This is a genomic window from Luoshenia tenuis, assembly GCF_014384745.1.
Classification (GTDB): Bacteria; Bacillota; Clostridia; order Christensenellales.
The window spans coordinates 722,758-743,957 of sequence record NZ_JACRSO010000001.1 but is presented as its reverse complement, the minus strand read 5'-3'; the positions used below and the strand labels follow the sequence as shown (position 1 = coordinate 743,957).

The window sequence follows — 21,200 nt, the reverse complement described above, 5'->3', positions numbered from 1 at the left end:
GACTTGAAAAGTGTTGACGGTATTGATTCCAGAACCTAAGAAGCTTGAGGTAGCGGACCTGCCCAAGCCCCAGATCACCCAGCCGGACGAGGTACTGGTGCGGGTGCTGGCAGGCGGCATTTGCGGCAGCGATCTGCACATCTACCATGGTACTAATCCGCTGGCCACCTATCCGCGGGTGATCGGCCACGAGTTTGGCGGCGTGGTGGAAGAGGTGGGCAGCGCGGTATCGCCCGAGCGCATCGGCCAGCGCGTGGCGGTGGACCCGGTGGTTGCCTGCGGACAGTGCTATGCCTGCAAGATCGGGCGGCACAATGTGTGCTCTACCCTGGAGGTTATGGGCGTACACCGGGACGGCGGCTTTGGCGAGTACGTGGTGGTGCCCGAAAAGAACCTGTACACCTTCTCCAAAGAGGTGGACGATACCATGCTGGCGCTGGTAGAGCCCTATTCCATCGGCATGCAGATCAACGCGCGCGGGCAGATCGGCCAGGGCGACAAGGTGCTGATCATGGGCAGCGGCCCCATCAGCATTTGTGCGCTGCAAGTAGCGGTCAGCCGGGGCGCCCAGGTGATGGTAACCGACGTTTTGCCCCAGCGGCTGGAGCGGGCCAAGGCCAGCGGGGCCGCGCGGGTGGTTAACGTAAAGGAAGAGGACCTGGAAAAAGCGGTGATGGAATTTACCGATGGCGAAGGCATGCCGGTCATCATCGATACGGTATGCGCGGTGGGTACTTTTGAGCAGGCCGTGCGCCTGTCCTGCCCGGCGGGGCGGATCGTGGTCATCGGTTTAAACGCCAATCCTTCCGCCATTGCCCAATCCGAAATCACCAAAAAGGAGCTGACTATCGTAGGTTCCCGACTGAGCCGCGCGCGCTTTGGCGAGGTGATCGAGGCGCTGGAGGCGGGCAAGCTCAAGCCTGAGCTGCTGCGCTCGCATACCTACCCGGCGGCGGATATCAAGCGCGCTATCGAGCAGATCGAAAATCATCCTGAAGAGGTATGCAAGGTAACGCTGACGTTCTAAAAAGAAAAATAGCGGTAAAGGGCGCCCTATGCAGGGGCGCCTTTGCTTTTAGATGCCGGTCTACGGAGCGTGGATTGTTTGAGGGCGTCCGGGCCGTTATAATGGGAAAAAAGCCTTTTGGAAAGGGAGAGAAAAATGGATTGTGCAAAAATCGGGCGTCTGATCGCCCGTTTGCGAAAGGAAAAGGGGCTGACCCAGCAGGATATTGCCGATGCACTGGGCATCACCAATAAGACGGTATCTAAGTGGGAATGCGGCTTGGGCTGCCCGGATGTGGGGCTTTGGCCGGAGCTATCCGTCATACTGGGCGCGGAGGTGACCCAGCTGATGGAGGGAGAGATCACCCCCAACAAGCCGGACAGCGGGAATATCGAGCGGGTGCGCTTTTACGTATGCCCTACCTGTCATAATGTGCTGGTCAGCACCGGCAGCGCTTCGATCCACTGCTGTGGCCGGAAGTTGGAGCCGCTGAAGGTGATTGAGGAGCAGGAGTCCCCCAAGATCGAGGTGGAGACCGTAGATGTGGATTACTATATTACGATCGGCCACGAGATGACCCGGGAACACCACCTGCTGTTCGCCGCCTATATCAAGAGCGACAGGGTCTTTTTGACGCGGCTGTACCCAGAGCAGGAGGCGGCCGTGCGGGTTCCCAATTTGGGGGGCGGCAAGCTCTACCTTTACTGTACCCGGCACGGGCTTGCCCTTTACCGCCTCAGGCGCGGGGCAAAAGCTTGACAGCGCCAATTCCAAGGCCAGGGAATATTCCCTGGCTTTGTTGATACGAATAGATGCGCGCTTGAAGCATGTTTTGGAGAATTCTGGCGGCAGAAGGGGGAAAATTACGAGGCGGCAGGGCAGAAACGGCAGAAATTTGTAAAAAGGCGCTTTACTTCGCTAATGCAATAGTGTATAATGGGCCCGTAACACATCATGTGAGAGGGGTATTCAATTATGAAGGCAAAGGCAAGTAAGTTATTGTTGGTCGCGCTGGCGGCAGTTATGTTGCTGGGGTGCTTTGGCTGCCAAAGCGAGGCGGCGGACAATTCTCTGAACTATATCAAGGAAAACGGCAAGCTGATCATGGGCCTGGACGATTCCTTCCCGCCCATGGGCTTTAGGGATGAGAAGAACGAGATCGTAGGCTTTGACGTGGACATCGCCAAAGAGGTGACCAGCCGCATGGGCGTGGAGCTGGTGCTGCAGCCCATCGATTGGAAGGCCAAGGAGATGGAGCTGAAGAACAAGAACGTAGACGTGCTCTGGAACGGCTTCACCATCACCGAGGAGCGCAAGCAGGAGCTGACCTTCTCGGAGCCCTATATGTATAATGAGCAGATCATCGTGGTCAAGGCGGATTCTTCCATCGCCAGCAAGGCTGACCTGGCCGGCAAGGTCATAGCCCTGCAGGACGGTTCCTCCGCGGTAGACGCGCTGGATAAGGATGAAGCGCTGAAGAATTCTCTGAAGGATACGGTCGGCTTTGCCGATAATGTAAAGGCGCTGATGGATCTGGCTAACGGCCAGGTGGATGCGGTGCTGGTGGACTCGGTGGTAGGTAACTACTATGTGAGCCTGGAGAGCAACGCGGGCAAGTTCAAGGTGCTGGACGATGTGCTGGCGCAGGAGGAATACGGCATTGGCATGCGCAAGGGCGATACCGCGCTGAAGAACGAGATCGATAAGATCATCCAGGAAATGATTGACGACGGCACCTACAAGACCATCTCTGAGAAGTGGTTCGGCAAGGATGTTTCCATTAAGAAGTAATGTAAAATAATGGGCTATGAGGCAGGCCGCTCGGTTGACGCGGCCTGTTTTCGCCTTACCAGGAGAGAAAAATGATCTACTTTCAGGATATGTCCCGGTTGGGAGACCTTCTTCAATCCCTTTGTATGGGGTCGTTGACCACGATCGAACTCTTCGTGCTCACGATCCTGATCGCGCTGCCGGTGGGCTTTGTGTTGGCGCTGGGCAGTATCTCCAAGCGCAAGCCGCTTAAATGGGTCATCAACGTTTATATATTGGTGATGCGTGGCACGCCGCTGATGTTGCAGATTTTGTTCGTATATTTCGGCATCGGTATGCTGGGGATCAAGATCGACCGCTTTCTGGCGGCGGTACTGTCGATCACCATTAATTACGCGGCCTATTTCAGCGAGATCTTCCGTGGCGGTATCCAGTCGATTGAAAAGGGCCAGTTTGAGGCGGCGGATATGCTGGGCATGACCTATGGGCAGACCATGCGCAGGATCGTGCTTCCGCAGGTCTTTAAGCGCGTGCTCCCCAGCGTGGGCAACGAGGTGATCAACCTGGTCAAGGATACGGCGCTGGTGTACACCATCGGCCTTAGCGAGCTTCTGCACGCGGGCAACATCGCCATGATGCGGGACAGCAACATCATCCCCCTGGTCATCGCCGGCGTTTTCTATTTGGTGATGAACGCCCTGGTCACCAAGGGGCTGCACTGGACCGAGTCGAAATTCGACTATTACCGCTAGGAGGGCCGATATGCAGGGACAAGAAATGTTAAAGGTTGAGGGCCTGTGCAAGCGCTTTGGGCAGCTGGAAGTGCTGCGCGGCGTGGGCCTGGAGGTAGACCGGGGCGAAACGGTGGCGATCATCGGCCCCTCCGGTTCGGGTAAAAGTACGCTTTTGCGGTGTATCAATTATCAGGAAAGGATCGAGGCGGGCAGCATCATCGTTGAAGGCGCGCCCATGGTACAAGATGGGGTCTATGCCGGAGAGGCGGAGATACGCGCCATGCGGCGTAAGATGGGCATGGTCTTCCAAAGCTATAACCTGTTCCCGCACCTGAGCGTTAAGCGCAACCTGATGGAGGCGCAGATCGTGGTGCAAAAGGCGGAAAAGGCGGCTGCGGAGGCGGTAGCCATGGAGATGCTGCAAAAGGTGGGCCTGGCGGATAAGGCGAACAGCTACCCCTATGAACTTTCCGGCGGGCAGGCGCAGCGCGTAGCCATCGCCCGTGCGCTGGCTATGAAGCCGGACCTGATGAGTTTTGACGAGCCCACATCGGCACTGGACCCGGAGCTGACGGGCGAGGTGCTCGCCGTTATGCGCGATTTGGCGCGGGAGCATATGACCATGCTGGTGGTCACCCATGAGCTGGCCTTTGCCCGCGAGGTTGCAGACCGGGTGATCTTTATGGCCGATGGGCTGGTGGTGGAACAGGGCACGGCGCAGGATATTTTTTATAACCCGCAGCATGAGCGCACCAAAGCCTTTCTCAAACAGGTATTGGCGTTATAAAAGCGGCGGACAGGCGGATGGGGTAAGCCCATCCGCTTCTTTATTGTGTGTTGCAAAACTGGCCAAAACAGCGATAAAGATGGGATTTAAGATGGCATAAACGAAAGACTACATAAAAGGGACGGCCCTTTCGCGGATAGAAAACGCGCGCTACTTAAGGAAGACTTGACAGCGCAAAATCGGATGTGCTATGCTATTAACGGCGTTAGCTAACAATGTTCTCTAAAAACGGAGGAAATATGCCCAGGGATAAGACTGCGGCCCATGAGAAGATCGTGCGGGCCGCCAAACGGGAGTTTTTAGAAAAGGGATTTAAGCAGGCCTCGATGCGGAGCATCGCTGCCCGGGTAGGGATGAGCGCCGCAGGCCTTTACCGGCATTTCGCCGATAAGGAGGCGCTGTTTGCCGCGCTGGTGGCGCCGGCTTTGGCGGCTGCAGAGAGCTGGTATGCGGCCCATCGAGCGCGGGAATATGCCCGGCTGGATCAGAACGATCTGGATGCCATGTGGGAAGAGGGCGCGGATGCGGCGATGATGATGGAGGCCGTTTATCCGAACTTTGACGCGTTTAAGCTGCTGATCTGCCGCTCGGAAGGGACGCGGTATGCTAACTACTTGCACGAGCTGGTGATGCTGGAACAAAAGGAAACGCTTTCGTTTTTGGATGAAGCGCGAAAAAGAGGCTATGCCGTTAATGAGGTGCGCGAAGATGAGCTGCACCTGCTGCTGAGCGCTTATGTTACGGCGCTTTTTGAGGTAGTGGTGCATGACTTTGCCCCGGCGGATGCACAACATTATCTGCAGACCTTTCAAAGTTTCTTCTATCCCGGCTGGAGGGCTATACTGGGAATGTGATAGTGTAGCCTTTTCTTTTTGCACAATAGTTAGTTAGAACTAACTAAGGAGGTGACGACATGATTGCCGGACGTTTAGGAGGATTAACTCTGCCGCCCTAATGGGGGGATGAATCGGGAACCCTTCGCGGGTTTGTAGATCTTATGCCCTGAAGGAGAGGACAAAGGAGGTATGGACGTGAAAGATAAAAATAAGAACAGCATCGCCAGGCTTTTAACTTATGCCGGCGGCCATAAAAAGCTGACGGTATTGGGCTGCACGCTCTCAGGTATATCGGCTGTGTTAGCGCTGGCGCCCTACATCTGCATTTGGTTTGTGGCGCGGGGCGTATTCCAGGCGATGCCGGATTACGCGCAAGCCCAGGGCCTTGTTCGGTACGGGTGGGCTGCACTGTGGTTTGCGCTGGGCAGCGCGGCGGTATATTTCGCGGCCCTGATGTGTACCCACCTGGCAGCTTTCCGCACGGCTAAAAACATGCGCAAGGCGGCGGCCAGACACTTGGTAAACGTGCCGCTGGGCTACCTGAATGCCAGCCAATCCGGTAAACTGCGCAAGCAGATCGACGATAACGCCGGGATGACCGAGCAAATGCTAGCCCATGAATTGCCAGATCTGGTTGGGGCTGTAATAACGCCGGTAGCGGCTGTGGTGCTGCTTTTTGTCTTCGATTGGCGGATGGGGCTGGCTTGCCTGGTGCCGATGCTGATTTCGGTCTATCTGCTCACCCGGATGATGGGCGGTAATAACGCCAGGTTTTTCAGTACCTATCAAAAAGCCATTGAGGATCTAAGCGCGGAAGCTACAGAGTACGTGCGGGGCATCCCGGTCGTCAAAGTCTTCCAGCAGACGGTTTACTCCTTCAAGAGCTTTTATGCCTCCATCATGCGCTACAGTAAACTGGCTACGGATTACGCGCTGTCCTGTGGCAAACCCATGACGGGCTTTACCACCGTGCTAAACGGTACGTTTTTGTTACTGATCCCGCTTGGGATGCTGCTGTGCAGCGGTGGCGGCTGGACGGTACTGGTGGATTTAATATTCTATATCCTCTTTACGCCGCTGTGCGCCACGATGATGATGCGTATTATGTACGCAGGGCAGGCGACGATGGAGGCGGACGAGGCCGTGCGCAAGCTGGACGAGATATTGGCCGTGCAGCCTCTGCCGGAGAGCGGACGCCCGCAGCGGGCCAGGGGCGCGGAGGTTGAACTGAAAAACGTGACCTTTACCTATCCGCAAGCCAAAGCGCCGGCGCTGCGCCAGGTTTCCTTCCGCGTACGGGCAGGCCAAACAGTCGCGCTAGTTGGCCCATCCGGAGGCGGAAAGACCACTGCGGCCAGCCTGATCCCCCGATTTTGGGATGTACAGGAAGGACAGGTGCTGATCGGTGGCGCGGATGTACGCGAGCTGGCGACCCAAGAACTAATGGATCAGGTGGCGTTTGTATTTCAGGATACCCGTTTATTTAAAACCAGCCTATTGGAAAATATTCGGGCTGCCCGGCCCGAGGCCACGCGGGAACAAGTGTTAGAGGCCCTGCATCTGGCCCAGTGCGACGATATTTTGGCTAAACTGCCGCAGGGTTTGGATACCCGGATCGGTACCAAAGGCGTGTATCTTTCGGGCGGGGAGCAGCAGCGCGTGGCGCTGGCGCGCGCTATTTTAAAAGACGCACCCATCGTCGTGCTGGATGAAGCTACGGCCTTTGCAGACCCGGAAAACGAACTGCTGATCCAAAGGGCGTTTGAAACGCTGATCCGGGGAAAGACGGTGCTGATGATCGCCCACCGTCTGTCCACGATCCAGAACGCCGATGAAATCTTGGTTCTGAAGGATGGGGCCATTGCCGAGCGAGGCACCCACCGGGCGCTGCTTGAGGCGCATGGGCTGTATGATGCGATGTGGCAGGACTATCAAACTTCTGCACAGTGGAAAGTGGGAAAGGAGGCAGCGGTATGATCGCAAAGATCCAAAAGGCATATGCCTTGACTACACAGGGCGCAAAAGATTTGGTCAAGGCGACGTTGTGGACCGTGGCGGCCAATTTGAGCCTGATGATTCCGGTGGGCCTGCTGGTGATGGCGCTGGGCAATATCATTTCGGCTCTGATGACGGGCGGCGACCCGGCCCAGGGCGTGTGGGGGCTGACGGCCCTGAGCGCACTGCTGGTGGCTGTGATCTATATCGTCCACTGGTTCCAATACAAGGCGTTGTATATCGCAACCTATCAAGAGAGCGCCAACCGGCGTATCCGTTTGGGCGAAAAGCTGAGAGAACTGCCGCTATCCTTTTTCGGTAATCGGGATCTTTCTGATCTGACAGCGACCATGATGGCGGATTGCAGCGCCCTGGAGCAAGCCTTCTCCCACTATGTGCCCCAGCTATGGGGAACGGTGATCTTTACCGTACTGATCGCCATCGGTCTGCTGGCGATGGACTGGCGCATGGGGCTTGCGGTGCTTTGGGTGGTACCAGTAGCCTTTGCGCTGGTACTAGGCTCCCGCTTTTTGCAGGACCGGTTCAGTACCCGCAATTTTTTGGCCAAGCGCAGGGCGACCGATGGACTGCAGGAATTGCTGGAAACGGTGAAGGATATCAAAGCCTGCAACCAAAAGGAGCGGTATCTTCAGGGGTTGGAGGAGAAGCTGGACCAGGCTGAAAGGGCGACGATCCGTTCCGAGCTGGTTACGGGCAGCTTTATCACCTCTGCACAGGCATTTCTTAAATTGGGCTTGGCCACAACGGTACTGGTGGGCGTAAGCTTGCTGATCGAGGGCAGCTTGGATCTAACGGTATTTTTGATCTACCTGATCGCGGCGTCGCGCCTATACGACCCTATCAGCCTTATCTTTATGAATATGGCGGCGGTATTCAGTTCACAGATCCGGATCCAGCGTATGCGGGAGATTGAAGAGCAGGCGGTGCAGACCGGCACCAGGGAGTGCAAGCCCCGAAATTACGACATCGTATTTGAACACGTTAAGTTCGCCTATCATGAAGATGAGGGCGTGCTGGAGGATGTATCCTTTACCGCCCGGCAGGGCGAGGTTACGGCGCTGGTGGGCCCCTCCGGAGGAGGTAAATCCACTACGGCCAAGCTGGCAGCCCGCTTCTGGGATGTCAACGAAGGGCGCATTACCCTGGGCGGGATAGACATTTCCCGTGTGGAGCCTGAAACGCTGCTGCAGAGCTTCGCAATCGTCTTTCAGGACGTGGTCTTATTCCGGGATACCATTATGGAAAATATCCGCCTGGGGCGCCGGGACGCCACGGACGAGGAAGTTCTGGCGGCAGCCCATGCCGCACAATGCGATTCGTTTGTCCAAAAACTACCGGAGGGCTATGATACGTTGATTGGTGAAAACGGCGCGACGCTTTCGGGTGGGGAGCGTCAGCGCATCTCGATCGCCCGGGCGCTGCTCAAGGATGCGCCGGTGATCCTGCTGGACGAGGCCACGGCCTCGCTGGATGTAGAAAACGAAACGGCAGTACAGGCAGCGCTTTCAGGCCTGATACGGGATAAGACGGTATTGATCATCGCCCACCGCATGCGCACCGTTATGGGGGCGGACAAGGTCGTGGTGATTTCCGGTGGAAAGGTGGCCGAGATCGGCAGTCCAAGCCGGCTGTTGGAAAGGGACGGGCCCTTTAAGCATATGGTGGCATTGCAAACAGAAAGCCAGAGCTGGAGCTTGCCAGGTGATGAAAAGTGCTGATGGACCAGGTGGCGCTGTGCGGCGGACATGCGGCTTGCCCCCCTGGAGCCGCCCCCTTTTATACCCCTTTTGGGTGAGAACGCAGGCGTTTCTGCTTGTAGTGATGTTGGAGAAGTGCTATAATCAATATTAGTTAGTTGATACTAACCGATAATATGGAAAGATATGTCGCATACTAGTGTGATAAAGAACGTGGATAAGAAAGGATGAGTATATTGAAAAAGGGTTTAATGATTGAAAGTGTGAAGGGCCGAGAGATACTCGATTCCCGTGGCAACCCCACGGTAGAGGCGCAGGTGTGCCTGGCGGATGGCACCATTGCCCGGGGCGCTGCGCCCAGCGGCGCATCCACCGGGGAATTTGAGGCTTTGGAGCTGCGGGACGGCGACCCCGGGCGCTACGGCGGCAAGGGGGTACTAAAGGCGGTAAAGAACATTGATAACGTGATCGGCCAGGCGCTTCGGGGAATGGACGCTTCAGACATCTATGCGGTGGATCAGGCGATGATAAAGGCGGACGGTACAAAGGATAAATCCAACCTTGGGGCCAACGCGATTTTAGCGGTTTCCATTGCCTGCGCCCGGGCCGCAGCCAAAGCGCAGGGGCTGCCGCTATACCGGTTTTTAGGCGGCATCAACGGCAACCGGCTGCCGGTGCCTATGATGAACATTCTCAACGGTGGGGCGCACGCAGCCAATACCGTGGACGTGCAGGAGTTTATGATCATGCCAGTAGGTGCGGCCAGCTTTGCCGAAGGGCTGCGCTGGTGCGCGGAGGTTTTTCACGCGCTGGCGGCGCTGCTCAAGGCTCAGGGCCTGGCGACCTCTGTAGGCGACGAGGGCGGTTTTGCGCCGGACCTGGCGGGCGACGAGGAGGCCATCACCTATATTTTGCAGGCGGTAGAAAAGGCCGGCTACCGGCCGGGAACGGACTTTGTGCTGGCGATCGACGCGGCATCCAGCGAGTGGAAGAGCGGCAGGCCGGGTGAATATTGCCTGCCGAAAAGCGGCGTGCGGTATACTTCGGCTGAGCTCGTTGCACACTGGAAGGCGCTTTGTGAAAAGTTCCCCATCTATTCGATAGAAGATGGGCTAGACGAGGAGGACTGGGCGGGCTGGCAGCTGATGACCCGGGAACTGGGGAGCAAAGTACAGCTGGTAGGCGACGATCTGTTTGTGACCAATACCGAGCGCCTGGCCAAAGGCATCCAGCAAGGGTGCGGCAATGCGATTTTGATCAAGCTCAACCAGATCGGCTCAGTATCCGAGACGCTGGAGGCCATCAAGATGGCGCACAAAGCCGGATATACGGCGATATCCTCGCACCGCTCGGGGGAGACGGAGGACACGACCATTGCCGACCTGGCGGTTGCGCTGAATACCTGCCAGATCAAAACCGGCGCGCCCAGCCGTAGCGAGCGGGTAGCCAAGTATAACCGCTTGCTGCGCATCGAAGAAGAACTGGGAGAGAGCGCTGTCTATCCGGGTTTTGAGGCGTTTGCGATCTCCCGATGATGATTGGGATGGAGCAATGTTTGGGCGCTAAAGATGAGCTTAGCGGTTTGTGATAATGGGTGGGCAGGTCAGAACCTTCGGCGGGCACTTCATGTGCGCCCGCCGAAGGGGGGCCTGTGCGGGCTTTAGGCAGGTTTAGCGGCCTTTATTTTGATGATAATGAAAGGATGCTCTTGACCTGCAACAAAGAATATTGTACAATATCGATAGTTAGCATAAACTAACTAAAATGCTTTTGCTGTTTGCAATAGACTTTTTTATTACCCGGAGGTTAGTTATAACTAACTATTTGGACCGATGAACCAGACACATCACAATAGGAGAGAAGAGCGCCGTTTGCTAAACGGCCTAAAGGCGGGAAGGGAGGCGGAGAAATGAAAGTGCTTGAGTCCGGAGAGGACTATCTGGAAACGATCCTGATGCTGCAGCAGCGCGGCGGAACCGTACGGTCTGTGGATGTAGCCGCGAAGATGAAGGTATCTAAGGCCAGCGTCAGCGTAGCGATGAAGAATCTGCGCGCCGGGGGATACGTTAAGATGGGGAATAACCATGAGATCGTGTTAACGCCTCAGGGACGCCAGCTGGCAGAAACGATGTATGAACGCCACCAGTTGTTTTCCGACATTCTTGCAGGATTAGGCGTGGACGGCGAGGTCGCCCTGCGGGATGCCTGCCGGATCGAGCACGCCCTCAGCGCTGAGAGCTTTAAAGCGCTGAAAGGTTATTTTCTAAAAAACGGGGTAGACCCGCCGGAAAAGGAAAAATGGACTGGCGATGCACAAAAGACTTAAAGCGGCGGTGCGCTGCCCGGGTGAGGAGGAAGCCTGTTGTTAGAGAAGTACCTGATCGAGCACTGCGCCCCGACGCTGGCATCGATCAAGACGGCCAGTTTGTTCTGCCTGCCGCTCATAGCTGAGCGGGAGTTGGAACACCAGATCCAGCTCTGGAATGGCTGCTTTGCAGAAAAGGGATTGTTTTTGACTGTCCTGAGCCGGAAAGGCGGGCGGGCGCTGGTCTATGTATGCCGCCGCGCCCATCTGGAGCGAGACCTGCAAAAGCGGGGGGTGGCCAGCTTTTTGGCCCAATATGGCTATCCGTGCGTGGAACTGGATGCCGCGCTGGCCAGGTTGAAACAACGGCTGGGCGAGCAGGACGGCTTCCCCCATGAGATCGGCATCTTTTTGGGCTATCCGCTGGGCGACGTTATTGGATTTATTCAAAACGAGGGCCGGAATTGCAAGTGCGCTGGCTGCTGGAAGGTCTACTGCAATGCGCACGAGGCCGGCAAGATATTTGCCCGCTACCGGAAGTGCCGCGAGATCTATGCGCGGCTTTGGCGCGGGGGCAAATCCATCGTGCAGCTGACGGTAGCTGCCTAAACCATAGAAATTCAAGAGAAAAGAGGTAAGGTTGATGAGTAAAGTAGCGGTTGTATATTGGAGCGGCACCGGCAATACCGAGGCCATGGCCAATCTGGTGGCCACGGGCGCGAAGGAAGAAGGCGCGCAGGTTTCTCTGATGGTCGCATCCGAGTTTAGCGCCGAGCAGATGGACGATTATGACGCCATCGCCTTTGGTTGCCCATCCATGGGTGCCGAGCAGCTGGAAGAAACTGAGTTTGAGCCAATGTTTACGGCCTGCGAGGCAAAGCTGCAGGGGAAAAAGATCGCGCTGTTTGGCTCTTACGGCTGGGGAGATGGCGAATGGATGCGCACGTGGGAGGAGACCTGCCGGACGGACGGCGCGCTTTTGGCCTGTGATTGTGTAATCTGCAACGAAGCGCCGGACGAAGAGGCGCAGCTGGCCTGCGTGGCGCTGGGGAAAGCACTGGTATAAAAAAACTGCGGATTTGCTGCGGACATAGCATGCGTCTGTGCCCCAAATGGTGTGGATCAGCGCCCCTTAAATGGAAATGGACGCTGATCTACCGCTTTTTATCCAATATGCCTTCTCTCTGAGCATTGACAGGACGCGAATGCGATGTTATAGTAAAACCGATAGTTAGCAATTACTAACTACAGATGACGGCGTAGGAGCGGAAGCATGATGCCATTGATGATGGCCCCGATGGGACAGGAGCAGACGATTAAAAAAGTGAGCGGATCAGCACAGGTCAAATCCCACTTAGAGGATATGGGCTTTGTCGTGGGCGGGAAGATCACGGTAATCTCGGCCATTGGCGGGAACCTGATCGTTAATGTAAAGGATACCCGCATCGCCATCAACCGCGAAATGGCCCGGCGGATCCTGGTATAGGGAGGGAAAAGCCGATGGATGGCATGGGATCTACGATTTTAATTTGTGCCGTATTGGCGGTGATTTGTGTTTTTTCCGTGCGCAGTTATATAAAAAGGCTGAAAAATGGCTGTTGCGGCGCGGGAGGAGATGGGGTCAAGCGTATTCGTCCGGCAGACCGGGAGATTGCGCACTACCCTTATACATACCGGCTGAAGATCGAGGGGATGAGCTGTAAAAACTGTGCGATACGGATCGAGAACGCCTTTAATGAGCAGGAGGGCTTTTATGCCAAAGTCGATCTTGGAAAGAAAAGCGCGCTGATCCGCTTGAAAGTACCCGCGGCGGAGGAGATGCTGGAGCAGACCGTCAGCCGCGCCGGTTATCAGGTAACGGAATTAGAGCAGCTTACGCCTCGGAATTAGAGCAGCTTACGCCTTAAAGCAGATGCAGCAAATGAAGAACAACAAAAAAAGCAACCCGAATTCGGGTTGCTTTTTGAATGCCGTTTTTATTAAAACGGAGCGTTTTACAGCTCGAAAGCCTCCACCACGGCGGTGACGGCGCGGGTCAGATCTGCCTGGTCGATCACACAGGAGATCTTAGTCTCGCTGGTGGTGATGCCGCGGATGGGAATATCTCCGTCGCTAAGCACCTGGAAGATGTTGGCGGCTACGCCGCTGCGGTGGGCCATACCGGCGCCCTCCACGGTGAGAATGGCGATATCCGTGGCCACATGCACGTCGCCCGGCTTACCGGAGGAATCCCCCAGAGTGGCGATGGCATTAAGCGCCGCGTCCATGGATTCGCGCGGACAGGTAAAGCTTAAATCAAAGGCGCCATCCACCGGCGCGCTTTGGCTGATCAGGTCCACGTTAACGTGGGCGTCGGCCACTGCGCGGAAAAGCTGGGCAATCAACTTGGGCTGATGGGGGAGTTTGCATACCGTGATCATCGCGCTTTGCTCATCGGTATAAAGGGAAGTCATGGTCTCCTGCGCCATCAGGTCCTCCATGCTGTAAAAGCCGTTGGGCTGCCCGCACAAAAACTGGGCGGCACGCAGGGCGCCTTTGGCAAAGATACGCTTGGACAGGGCGGAGTGCTCGATCTTGACCACTTCATCCGTGCCGTAAAAGCCCACGCTGTGCTCGCCCACCACCGTGCCGCCGCGGATGGCGTGGATGCCGATCTCGCCGCGGGTGCGCCGGCCGCTTTCTTTATTGCGGCCCAGGCGGTAGGTCTTGGGCTGAGGATAGGTGGCGTTGAGCGCGTCCGCCAGGGCCAGCGCGGTGCCGCTGGGCGCGTCCACCTTTTTGTTGTGATGGGCCTCCACGATCTCACAGTCAAAATCGTCCCCGAAAAAGGCCGCGGCCTTTTGGATGAGGTTCATCATCAGGTTAATGCCCAGGGACATATTGGCCGCTTGGAAGATGGGGCAATCCTTTTGCGCGGCATGGATCATGCCCTTATCGGCATCGGTATAGCCCGTCGTGGCCAGCACCAGGCCGATGTTGTGCATCTTGCCGTAGGTCAAAAGCCCCTGCAAGGCCTCGGGCCTTGAAAAGTCGATCACCACATCGGCCTCCACGTCGCAGTCAAAAAGCGAGTGGAATACCGGAAAGGGGAAATCCTTGGGATCGGCCAGCTTATCTATGCCGGCCACAATCTCTATATCGCTGCCATCGGCTGCGGCCTGGGCCAATACGCGGCCCATGGCGCCATTGCAACCGTGGATGATGATTCGCGTCATATCTTCAGCACATCCTTAAGATTTTCAGTCGATCAGGCCGAAAGCCTGCATTTCTCTTTTGAGGCGCGCAAGGTTGGCGTCGCTCATCTCGGTCAGCGGCAGGCGCAACGGGCCCGCGTCGATGCCGATCAGCCGCAGCGCCGTCTTAGCCGGGATGGGGTTGACCTCGCAGAATAGGGCGGCCGCCAACGGATTGACCTTAAACTGCAGCTCCCGCGCGCCGGCGATATCGCCGGAGAGGAATTTTTCCACCATATCGTGCATGATCCGCGGGGCGATATTGCTTACCACCGAGATCACGCCCTTGCCGCCCACCGAGAGCAGCGGCACCACCAATCCATCCTCGCCGGAGTACAGGTCGCACTTGTCCCCGCACAGCCTTGCCATCTCGCTGACCTGGGCCAGGTTGCCGCTGGCCTCCTTCATCCCGGCGATGTTGGGATGCTCCGCCAGGGCTGCCAGGGTCTCGGGCAGCATGTTCAGCCCCGTGCGGCCGGGTACGTTATACACGATAATGGGGATATCTACCGCATCCGCCACGGCGGTATAATGGGCGATCAGCCCCTTTTGCGTGGCCTTGTTGTAGTAGGGGGTGACGATCAGCAGCGCATCGGCGCCCATCTTCTGGGCTTCGATGCTGGCGGCGATCACCTTTTTGGTATCGTTGCCGCCAGTGCCGGCGATCACGGGGATGCGCCCGGCCGTGCGCTCCAGGGCAAAGGAGAGCGCCGCGCGCTTTTCCTCCTCGCTCATGGTGGAAGGCTCGCCCGTGGTGCCGTTGACGATCAGGGCGTCCGTACCGCCATCGATCTGGAAATCGATCAGCTTGCCAAAGGCGTCAAAATTAACGCCGTCCTGGGTGAAAGGGGTACAAAGCGCGACGCCCGCGCCGGTAAAGATAGACATAAACGCTCCTCCTTTAGCCTTTCAAAGGCCAAACCGCTTTACTGTATTACTTATGCGGGATATAGCCTTTCGCGCACAAAAGCTCCGCGATCAATACCGCGCCGCCTGCGGCCCCCCGCAGCGTGTTGTGGGACAGGCATACGAACTTATAGTCGAAAATATTATCCTCGCGCAGCCGGCCGATGGAGATCCCCATGCCATTTTCCAGGTCTCGATCCAAATGGGCCTGCGGACGGTTATCCTCCTCAAAATAGGTCAAAAACTGACGTGGCGCGCTGGGCAGCTCCAACTCCTGGGGCAGGCCCTTACAGGCCGCCCAGCGGGAGAGAATCTCCTCTTTAGAAGGCTTCTTGTCAAAGCTGACCGAAACGGCAGCGGTATGTCCATCCGCCACGGCCACGCGCAGGCACTGGGCGCTGACGATGGGAGAGGCGGCCTTGACGATGGCGCCGTTTTCGATATGGCCCCAGATCTTGAGCGGCTCCTGCTCGCTCTTTTCCTCTTCGCCCCCGATGTAGGGGATCACGTTGTCCACCATCTCGGGCCAGGACTTAAAGGTCTTGCCCGCGCCGGAGATAGCCTGGTAGGTGCAGGCCACCACTTTGCTGGGCCCAAAATCCATCAGCGGGGCCAGGGCGGGCACGTAGCTCTGGATCGAGCAGTTGGGCTTGACGGCGATAAAGCCGGCCTTGGTGCCCAGACGCTTGCGCTGCGCCTCGATGATGGCGCAGTGGTCTGCGTTGATCTCGGGGATCATCATCGGCACATCCGGCGTCCAGCGGTTGGCCGAGTTATTGGAGATCACCGGCGTTTCGGTCTTGGCATAGGCCTCTTCCAGCGCCAGGATCTCATCCTTTTTCATATCCACCGCGCAAAAGACAAAGTCCAGCCCCTGGGCGACTTCTTCTACCTTGGAGGCATCCTGCACGATGAGGTTTGCCGCCTGCTCGGGGATGGGCCAGTCAAAAGCCCAACGCCCAGCCACGGCTTCGCTGTAAGGCTTGCCGGCCGAGCGGGCGCTGGCGGCCAGTTTGGTCAGCTTAAACCAGGGATGTTTATCTAAAAGGGTAATAAAGCGCTGGCCCACCATGCCGGTGGCGCCAATAACGCCGACGCGATACTGCTGCATAATCGACTCTCCTTTTTATGTTTCCATTTTTGGGCCCCATATCTATAGTGTAGCGCAAATGGCCCATGGGGTGACCCTAAGATTTTGTAAATTTTGCGGGATATAAAAAAACAGCGGCTCTTACGGCGCGCTGTAAACTACATGGAATACCCGCCCGCATGAAACGAACGCAATGCGCGCGCATTTAGCGGAGGAATTTCCAAACAGTTAAGCGCTTCGCCTGGAACTTTCGCCTGGCGACAGTCGGATGGCTCTTCGCCCGTCCGCCCAGGAAAGCCGGCCCGAATTTCCGCCCTTCCTTCGGCATACTGCCCCTTTGGCCGGCATTTTAGCGGGGAATACGGCCCCTTACACCGGTTAATGATGGCAGATGCGCCTCGAAACTGTCTTTATACCCGATTAAAAGTACAAAGTCTATGGCGTTAGGATACCATGGGGCCTTGTGCGGTGTCAATGCCTTTAGCGGGAAAAGCGCCCCGCGGCCGGCGAAAGCTCTTTGGCGGTGCTTGCGCGGGCGGCTAAATTCGCTTATGATGATAAAGATAAAGTTATGCAAGGCTTCATTATATAGGGACAGAGGAGATCGGCCATATGCAATCCGTAGAGAGAGAACGCTATACCCGGCTGTGGGAGGAGAATTTACGGTATATTACCCAGGTCCGAAGATCGCTGCACGCCCAGCCGGAGCTGGGGACGAAAGAGGAAAAGACCCACGATTTTCTGGCCCGGGAGCTGGAGCGCCTGGGCGTGGACGAGCTGCATACCTACTATGGCACGGGGCTGCGCGCGGTGATCCGGGGAAAGGCGCCGGCGCGTACGCTGGCCTTTCGGGCGGATATGGATGCGCTGCCCCTTTCTGAGCAGACCGGGCGGGATTTCGCCTCCCGGACGCCGGGTGTGATGCATGCCTGCGGGCACGACGGCCATATGGCTGCGCTGCTGGGATTGGCGCAGTTGATCCAGGCCCTGGGGCGGCCCCAAGATGCCAATGTGGTTTTGCTCTTTCAACCCGACGAAGAGGGGGAGGGAGGCGCCGCGCGCATGATCGCCCAGGGTGCGCTGAAAGACCCGGATGTAGATGAGGTCTATGGCTTTCACCTGATGCCCGATCTGCAAGAAGGGCTGGTGGCGGTTTCACAAGGGCCGATGATGGCGCTGACCAACGAGTTTGACATTCAGATCGCCGGCGCCTCGGCGCATGGGGCCACCCCCCACATGGGCAGCGACGCGCTGACGGCCGCGGCTTATCTGATCACCCAAATGCAGACCATCGTCAGCCGCCGGGTGGACCCGGGGCAGATGGCCGCGCTGACCATCGGGCGCATGGAAGCGGGTCAGGTGCGCAACGCCCTGGCGGCACAGGCGCATCTGGAGGGCATTATGCGCGCCTATGATGAGCGCACACACGACAAGATGCGCGCCACCATCCGGGAGATGCTCGCCGGGCTGGAAAAGAGCTTTGAGGTAAAGACGGCTTATATACAAAAATGCTACTACCCGCCGGTGATCAATCCCGCCCCCAATGCCCGCAAAGTCAGGGAGGCGGCGGGGAAACGCGCGGTGGAGGCCACACCCAAGCTGACGGCGGAGGACTTTTCCTTTTATCAGCAGGCTGTGCCCGGCGCGTACTTCTTTTTAGGCACCCGCAGCGGGGAAAAAGGGTTCCTCGCGCCGCTGCACGCGCCGCACTTTGACTTTGACGAGGCGGTGCTGCAGATCGCCCAGGCGGTATACCTGCGTCTGCTGGGCTATACGCAAGCAGCTACTTGTTTGTTAGAGCCTTAAATGTTAAAATATAGGGATGGAAAAAAGGGGCGGCGGATCGGCCCCTTGTTCAAGGCGAATAAAGGAGAAAAAGATGTTTAAAAAATTGCTTGGCAGATTTTATAACGGAAATCCCAATAAAGCGGATTTTACCGAAAAAGATCTGCCCAAAAACAGGATCATGCTGTTTTTCCACGTGCTGGGCACGCGGCTTTTTAAGCTGGTACAGCTGAACATGATCTATTTTATCGCGATCATCCCCACGCTGATCTGGACTGTGTGGACCTTTATGGCGGTAATGGAGGCGGCCGCGCCGGCGGAGGGCGTCGTTCCGCCGGACATCGGTATGGTGCTGCGGGATTATTTCTTGATTTTGATCCCCTGCATGGCGCTAGCCGGGCCGGGCACAGCGGGGGCAACCTACGTGCTGCGCCGCTGGGCGCAGGATGAGCACGCCTTTGTTTGGGGCGATTTTTGGGCCGCGCTTAAAGCTAACTTTACCCAGTCCATGGTGCTGAACCTTTTAAATGGGTTGGCGTTTTTTGTATTGTATTTTTGCTACTGGTATTATGGGACCATGGCCATCGACAACATCTATATGCGCCTTCCGCAGTACTTTATCATGTTCCTGGCGATCTTCGTGGTGATGATGAACCAGTACATGATGCCGCTGCTGGTCACCTATGATTTAAGCATCCGCAAGATCATCACCAACGCGGCGCGGCTGACCATATTGCGCCTGCCCCAGTCGGTAGGGATTTTGCTGTGTACGCTGATCCCGTTTTGCACCATCTTTTTGGGCACGCTGTTCTTATCGCTGTTTTATTCGTTCTTCGGCTTTATGCTCACAGGGCTGCTTTGGGTCTCCGGGGCGGTGGCGGCCTTTGATAAATTTATCAACCCCAATATCGAAGGGGTGGAGATCAACCGCGGGCTGCATCCCGATTATAAGGGGTAAAAAGCAGCCGGCTTACCAAGTGCTTTTCGTATAATTATGGGCTTGAAACAGGATACTAAGGCCTATCAGCAAGCGAAAAGAGGGTAAGAAAGATGGACGTGATTTTAAAGGCGAATAAACAACCCGTTGGCCCTGAGGATGCGATCAAGTACCGCGCAGCCGAGGAGCTGAACCTGCTGGACAGAGTGCTGGAGGTAGGCTGGGCTGGACTGACCACCCAGGAAAGCGGGCGCGTAGGCGGGCTGATCAGCCGGTGGCGCCGCATGGGCGGCGGGCCGGAGGGATGGATCGGCTGACGCGGGCGCGGCCCTGCAAGGACAAGGGGGCGTAGATGATTAAACCGATACCCGATACCTGGCGCGCGCTGCCTCGCATGGCGGCGCAGGTGAGTTATACTTTTTTGCCGGAGGTCTACGATCTGTTTAGCGAGGACATGGACTCGATCGCCTGGGCGGACGACCTGATCTCGCGCCTGCGGGAAGCGGGAATATCCCGCGGACGGGTGTTGGACCTGGGGTGCGGCACGGGCCGCATCTCCCTGCAACTGGCCAGGGCCGGATATGACGTGGTGGGGATCGACCGATCTGAAGAGATGCTGCGCGTGGCACAGGAACGGCTGTGGAGGGAAGGGCACAGGCTTCCCCTGAGCCGGCAGGACATGCGCAGCTTTTCGCTGCATAAAAGCGTGGATGCGGTGATCTGCGCCTGCGACGGGGTCAATTACCTGACCGACCTTGCGATGGTGGAAAGCTGCTTTGCCCGGGTGGCGCGGGCGTTGAGGCCGGGCGGGCTGTTTTTGTTTGATATCTCCAGCCGCTATAAGCTGGAAAAACGGCTGGGCAACGACTTTTTCGGCGAAGTGCGCGAGGAGGCCGCTTACCTGTGGCAGAGCAGCTTTGATAAAGCGCGCCGCCTGGCCCGCATGGATTTGACGTTGTTTATCCGGGGACAGGACGGCCGCTATGACCGGGGAGATGAGGTGCATCTCCAGCGCGCGCATGAGGTGGAAGAGCTGCGCGCCTGCCTGGCGGGCTGCGGCCTGGGGCTTTTAGCGGTGCAGGAGGCTTTTACACGTAAAGCGCCCCGGCCCGATGCGCTTCGCATTCAATTTACCGCGGTGCGGCAATAACCAGGGGCGCCCCTGCATAAGATAAGATTTGAATGAATGGAGTTTTATACCTTGATGCAACATGATGAGATTCTTCGCGCGATGCTGGCGGACGGCGAGGCCAGCCTGATGCTCAGCCGCACCACCTGCCTGGTAGAGCAGGCGCGCCAGATTCACGATTGTTCGCCGGTCTGCGCTGCTGCGCTGGGCAGACTTTTGACCATAACGGCGATGATGGGGTGCGCCCTCAAGGGCGAAAACGATACGCTGACTGCCACCCTTAAGGGCGACGGCCCTGCCGGCACGCTGGTAGCGGTGGGCCGCCCCGGCGGGCGGGTCAAAGGCTATATCGACCGGCCGCAGGTGGATTTGCCGCTGCGCGCGGATGGAAAGCTGGATGTGGGGAGCGCGGTAGGCCATCAGGGCCGACTGACCGTGATGAAGGATCTGGGGATGCGTGAACCCTACGTGGGGCAGGTGCGCCTGCAATCCGGCGAGATCGCGGATGACTTTGCCTTTTACTTTACCGTATCCGAGCAGCAGCCCTGTCTGGTCAGCCTGGGTGTGCTGGTGGACAGCGCCGCGGTACAGGCCGCGGGGGGAATACAGGTATCCCCTATGCCGGGCTGCAGTGAAGAAACGCTGCAAAAGCTGGAGCAAAAAGCAGGAGAGCTGTCCCATATCAGTACGTTGATTGCCGATGGAAAGCCGCTGCCCGAGATCGCCCAGGCGCTATTTGGCGATATGGAGCTGCGTATTTTAGAGCAGGTAGTTCCAGCCTACGAGTGCGATTGCAGCCGCGCGCGCATTGAGCGGGCGCTGCTCAGCATCGGCAGAGAGGAGCTGCAGGAGATTTTGCAACAGGATGGCCAGGCTGAGCTGACCTGCCATTTTTGCAATAAGCGTTATCATTTTGACCGGGCGCAGCTTGCCGCCCTGCTGGCCGAAGCCGGCGCAAGCAATACGTAA

At 57.2% G+C, this 21,200-nt stretch carries 22 protein-coding genes and 1 riboswitch; of the genes, 19 read left to right on the top strand and 3 right to left on the bottom strand.

Features of this window, described 5'->3' with window-relative positions:
- The first annotated feature begins 10 nt into the window (after window positions 1–10).
- The 14 genes from H8699_RS03560 to H8699_RS03495 all read left to right on the top strand — a co-directional run bounded on the left by H8699_RS03560 (window position 11) and on the right by H8699_RS03495 (window position 13,041).
- On the top strand, window positions 11–1,027 hold the full coding sequence (locus tag H8699_RS03560; RefSeq protein ID WP_249284509.1) for a zinc-binding alcohol dehydrogenase family protein: 1,017 nt from the start codon (window positions 11–13) through the stop codon (window positions 1,025–1,027).
- 135 nt (window positions 1,028–1,162) lie between these two features.
- Window positions 1,163–1,765: a helix-turn-helix domain-containing protein gene (locus H8699_RS03555; RefSeq protein WP_249284508.1), complete on the top strand. Its 603-nt coding sequence runs from the start codon at window positions 1,163–1,165 to the stop codon at window positions 1,763–1,765.
- 216 nt (window positions 1,766–1,981) lie between these two features.
- Entirely contained in the window at window positions 1,982–2,797 is an 816-nt protein-coding gene (locus H8699_RS03550; RefSeq protein WP_249284507.1) for an amino acid ABC transporter substrate-binding protein, read from the top strand.
- 89 nt (window positions 2,798–2,886) lie between these two features.
- Window positions 2,887–3,528 (top strand): amino acid ABC transporter permease, encoded by a 642-nt coding sequence (locus tag H8699_RS03545; protein ID WP_138295245.1) that lies wholly within the window; start codon window positions 2,887–2,889, stop codon window positions 3,526–3,528.
- 10 nt (window positions 3,529–3,538) lie between these two features.
- A complete protein-coding gene (locus tag H8699_RS03540; protein ID WP_283244115.1) occupies window positions 3,539–4,297 on the top strand; it encodes an amino acid ABC transporter ATP-binding protein in 759 nt (252 codons plus the stop codon).
- Window positions 4,298–4,536: 239 nt separating this feature from the next.
- Window positions 4,537–5,151: a TetR/AcrR family transcriptional regulator gene (locus H8699_RS03535; RefSeq protein WP_249284506.1), complete on the top strand. Its 615-nt coding sequence runs from the start codon at window positions 4,537–4,539 to the stop codon at window positions 5,149–5,151.
- 171 nt (window positions 5,152–5,322) lie between these two features.
- Entirely contained in the window at window positions 5,323–7,110 is a 1,788-nt protein-coding gene (locus H8699_RS03530) for an ABC transporter ATP-binding protein (protein ID WP_407943990.1), read from the top strand.
- On the top strand, window positions 7,107–8,867 hold the full coding sequence (locus H8699_RS03525; protein ID WP_249284504.1) for an ABC transporter ATP-binding protein: 1,761 nt from the start codon (window positions 7,107–7,109) through the stop codon (window positions 8,865–8,867). The genes H8699_RS03530 and H8699_RS03525 overlap by 4 nt, the downstream gene beginning before the upstream one ends.
- A gap of 206 nt (window positions 8,868–9,073) precedes the next feature.
- Window positions 9,074–10,381: a phosphopyruvate hydratase gene (gene eno, locus H8699_RS03520; RefSeq protein ID WP_249284503.1), complete on the top strand. Its 1,308-nt coding sequence runs from the start codon at window positions 9,074–9,076 to the stop codon at window positions 10,379–10,381.
- 374 nt (window positions 10,382–10,755) lie between these two features.
- A complete protein-coding gene (locus H8699_RS03515) occupies window positions 10,756–11,172 on the top strand; it encodes a metal-dependent transcriptional regulator (RefSeq protein ID WP_249284502.1) in 417 nt (138 codons plus the stop codon).
- A gap of 36 nt (window positions 11,173–11,208) precedes the next feature.
- Complete coding sequence (locus tag H8699_RS03510; RefSeq protein WP_249284501.1) at window positions 11,209–11,760, top strand: DUF3793 family protein; 552 nt, start codon at window positions 11,209–11,211, stop codon at window positions 11,758–11,760.
- Between the two features lie 34 nt (window positions 11,761–11,794).
- Window positions 11,795–12,217, top strand: coding sequence for a flavodoxin (locus H8699_RS03505; RefSeq protein ID WP_138295070.1), 423 nt, complete (start codon window positions 11,795–11,797; stop codon window positions 12,215–12,217).
- Between the two features lie 207 nt (window positions 12,218–12,424).
- A complete protein-coding gene (locus H8699_RS03500; RefSeq protein WP_249284500.1) occupies window positions 12,425–12,637 on the top strand; it encodes a FeoA family protein in 213 nt (70 codons plus the stop codon).
- Between the two features lie 14 nt (window positions 12,638–12,651).
- Window positions 12,652–13,041: a cation transporter gene (locus tag H8699_RS03495; RefSeq protein ID WP_249284499.1), complete on the top strand. Its 390-nt coding sequence runs from the start codon at window positions 12,652–12,654 to the stop codon at window positions 13,039–13,041.
- Window positions 13,042–13,145: 104 nt separating this feature from the next.
- Here the strand turns inward: H8699_RS03495 and dapB are convergent, their stop codons facing one another.
- The 3 genes from dapB to asd are packed head-to-tail and all read right to left on the bottom strand — an operon-like array spanning window position 13,146 to window position 16,401.
- Window positions 13,146–14,366 (bottom strand): 4-hydroxy-tetrahydrodipicolinate reductase, encoded by a 1,221-nt coding sequence (gene dapB / locus H8699_RS03490; protein WP_249284498.1) that lies wholly within the window; start codon window positions 14,364–14,366, stop codon window positions 13,146–13,148.
- Window positions 14,367–14,390: 24 nt separating this feature from the next.
- Window positions 14,391–15,272, bottom strand: coding sequence for a 4-hydroxy-tetrahydrodipicolinate synthase (gene dapA, locus H8699_RS03485; RefSeq protein ID WP_138295066.1), 882 nt, complete (start codon window positions 15,270–15,272; stop codon window positions 14,391–14,393).
- 46 nt (window positions 15,273–15,318) lie between these two features.
- Window positions 15,319–16,401 carry an aspartate-semialdehyde dehydrogenase gene (gene asd / locus H8699_RS03480; RefSeq protein WP_249284497.1) on the bottom strand — a complete coding sequence of 361 codons (1,083 nt, stop codon included), beginning with the start codon at window positions 16,399–16,401 and terminating at the stop codon, window positions 15,319–15,321.
- Window positions 16,402–16,602: 201 nt separating this feature from the next.
- A riboswitch (Lysine riboswitch) is annotated at window positions 16,603–16,790 on the bottom strand.
- Window positions 16,791–16,992: 202 nt separating this feature from the next.
- Between asd and H8699_RS03475 the strand changes: the two genes are divergently transcribed.
- The 5 genes from H8699_RS03475 (at window position 16,993) to hslO (ending at window position 21,200) form a co-directional block, all read left to right on the top strand.
- Window positions 16,993–18,186 (top strand): M20 metallopeptidase family protein, encoded by a 1,194-nt coding sequence (locus H8699_RS03475; RefSeq protein WP_249284496.1) that lies wholly within the window; start codon window positions 16,993–16,995, stop codon window positions 18,184–18,186.
- A 73-nt stretch (window positions 18,187–18,259) separates the two neighbouring features.
- Window positions 18,260–19,123 carry a YesL family protein gene (locus tag H8699_RS03470; protein WP_249284495.1) on the top strand — a complete coding sequence of 288 codons (864 nt, stop codon included), beginning with the start codon at window positions 18,260–18,262 and terminating at the stop codon, window positions 19,121–19,123.
- A 92-nt stretch (window positions 19,124–19,215) separates the two neighbouring features.
- A complete protein-coding gene (locus H8699_RS03465) occupies window positions 19,216–19,419 on the top strand; it encodes a spore protein (protein ID WP_138295062.1) in 204 nt (67 codons plus the stop codon).
- A gap of 35 nt (window positions 19,420–19,454) precedes the next feature.
- The gene (locus H8699_RS03460; protein WP_249284494.1) at window positions 19,455–20,252 is read left to right on the top strand and encodes a class I SAM-dependent DNA methyltransferase; all 798 of its coding nucleotides are present in this window, start codon (window positions 19,455–19,457) and stop codon (window positions 20,250–20,252) included.
- Between the two features lie 54 nt (window positions 20,253–20,306).
- Window positions 20,307–21,200 (top strand): Hsp33 family molecular chaperone HslO, encoded by an 894-nt coding sequence (hslO, locus tag H8699_RS03455; RefSeq protein WP_249284721.1) that lies wholly within the window; start codon window positions 20,307–20,309, stop codon window positions 21,198–21,200.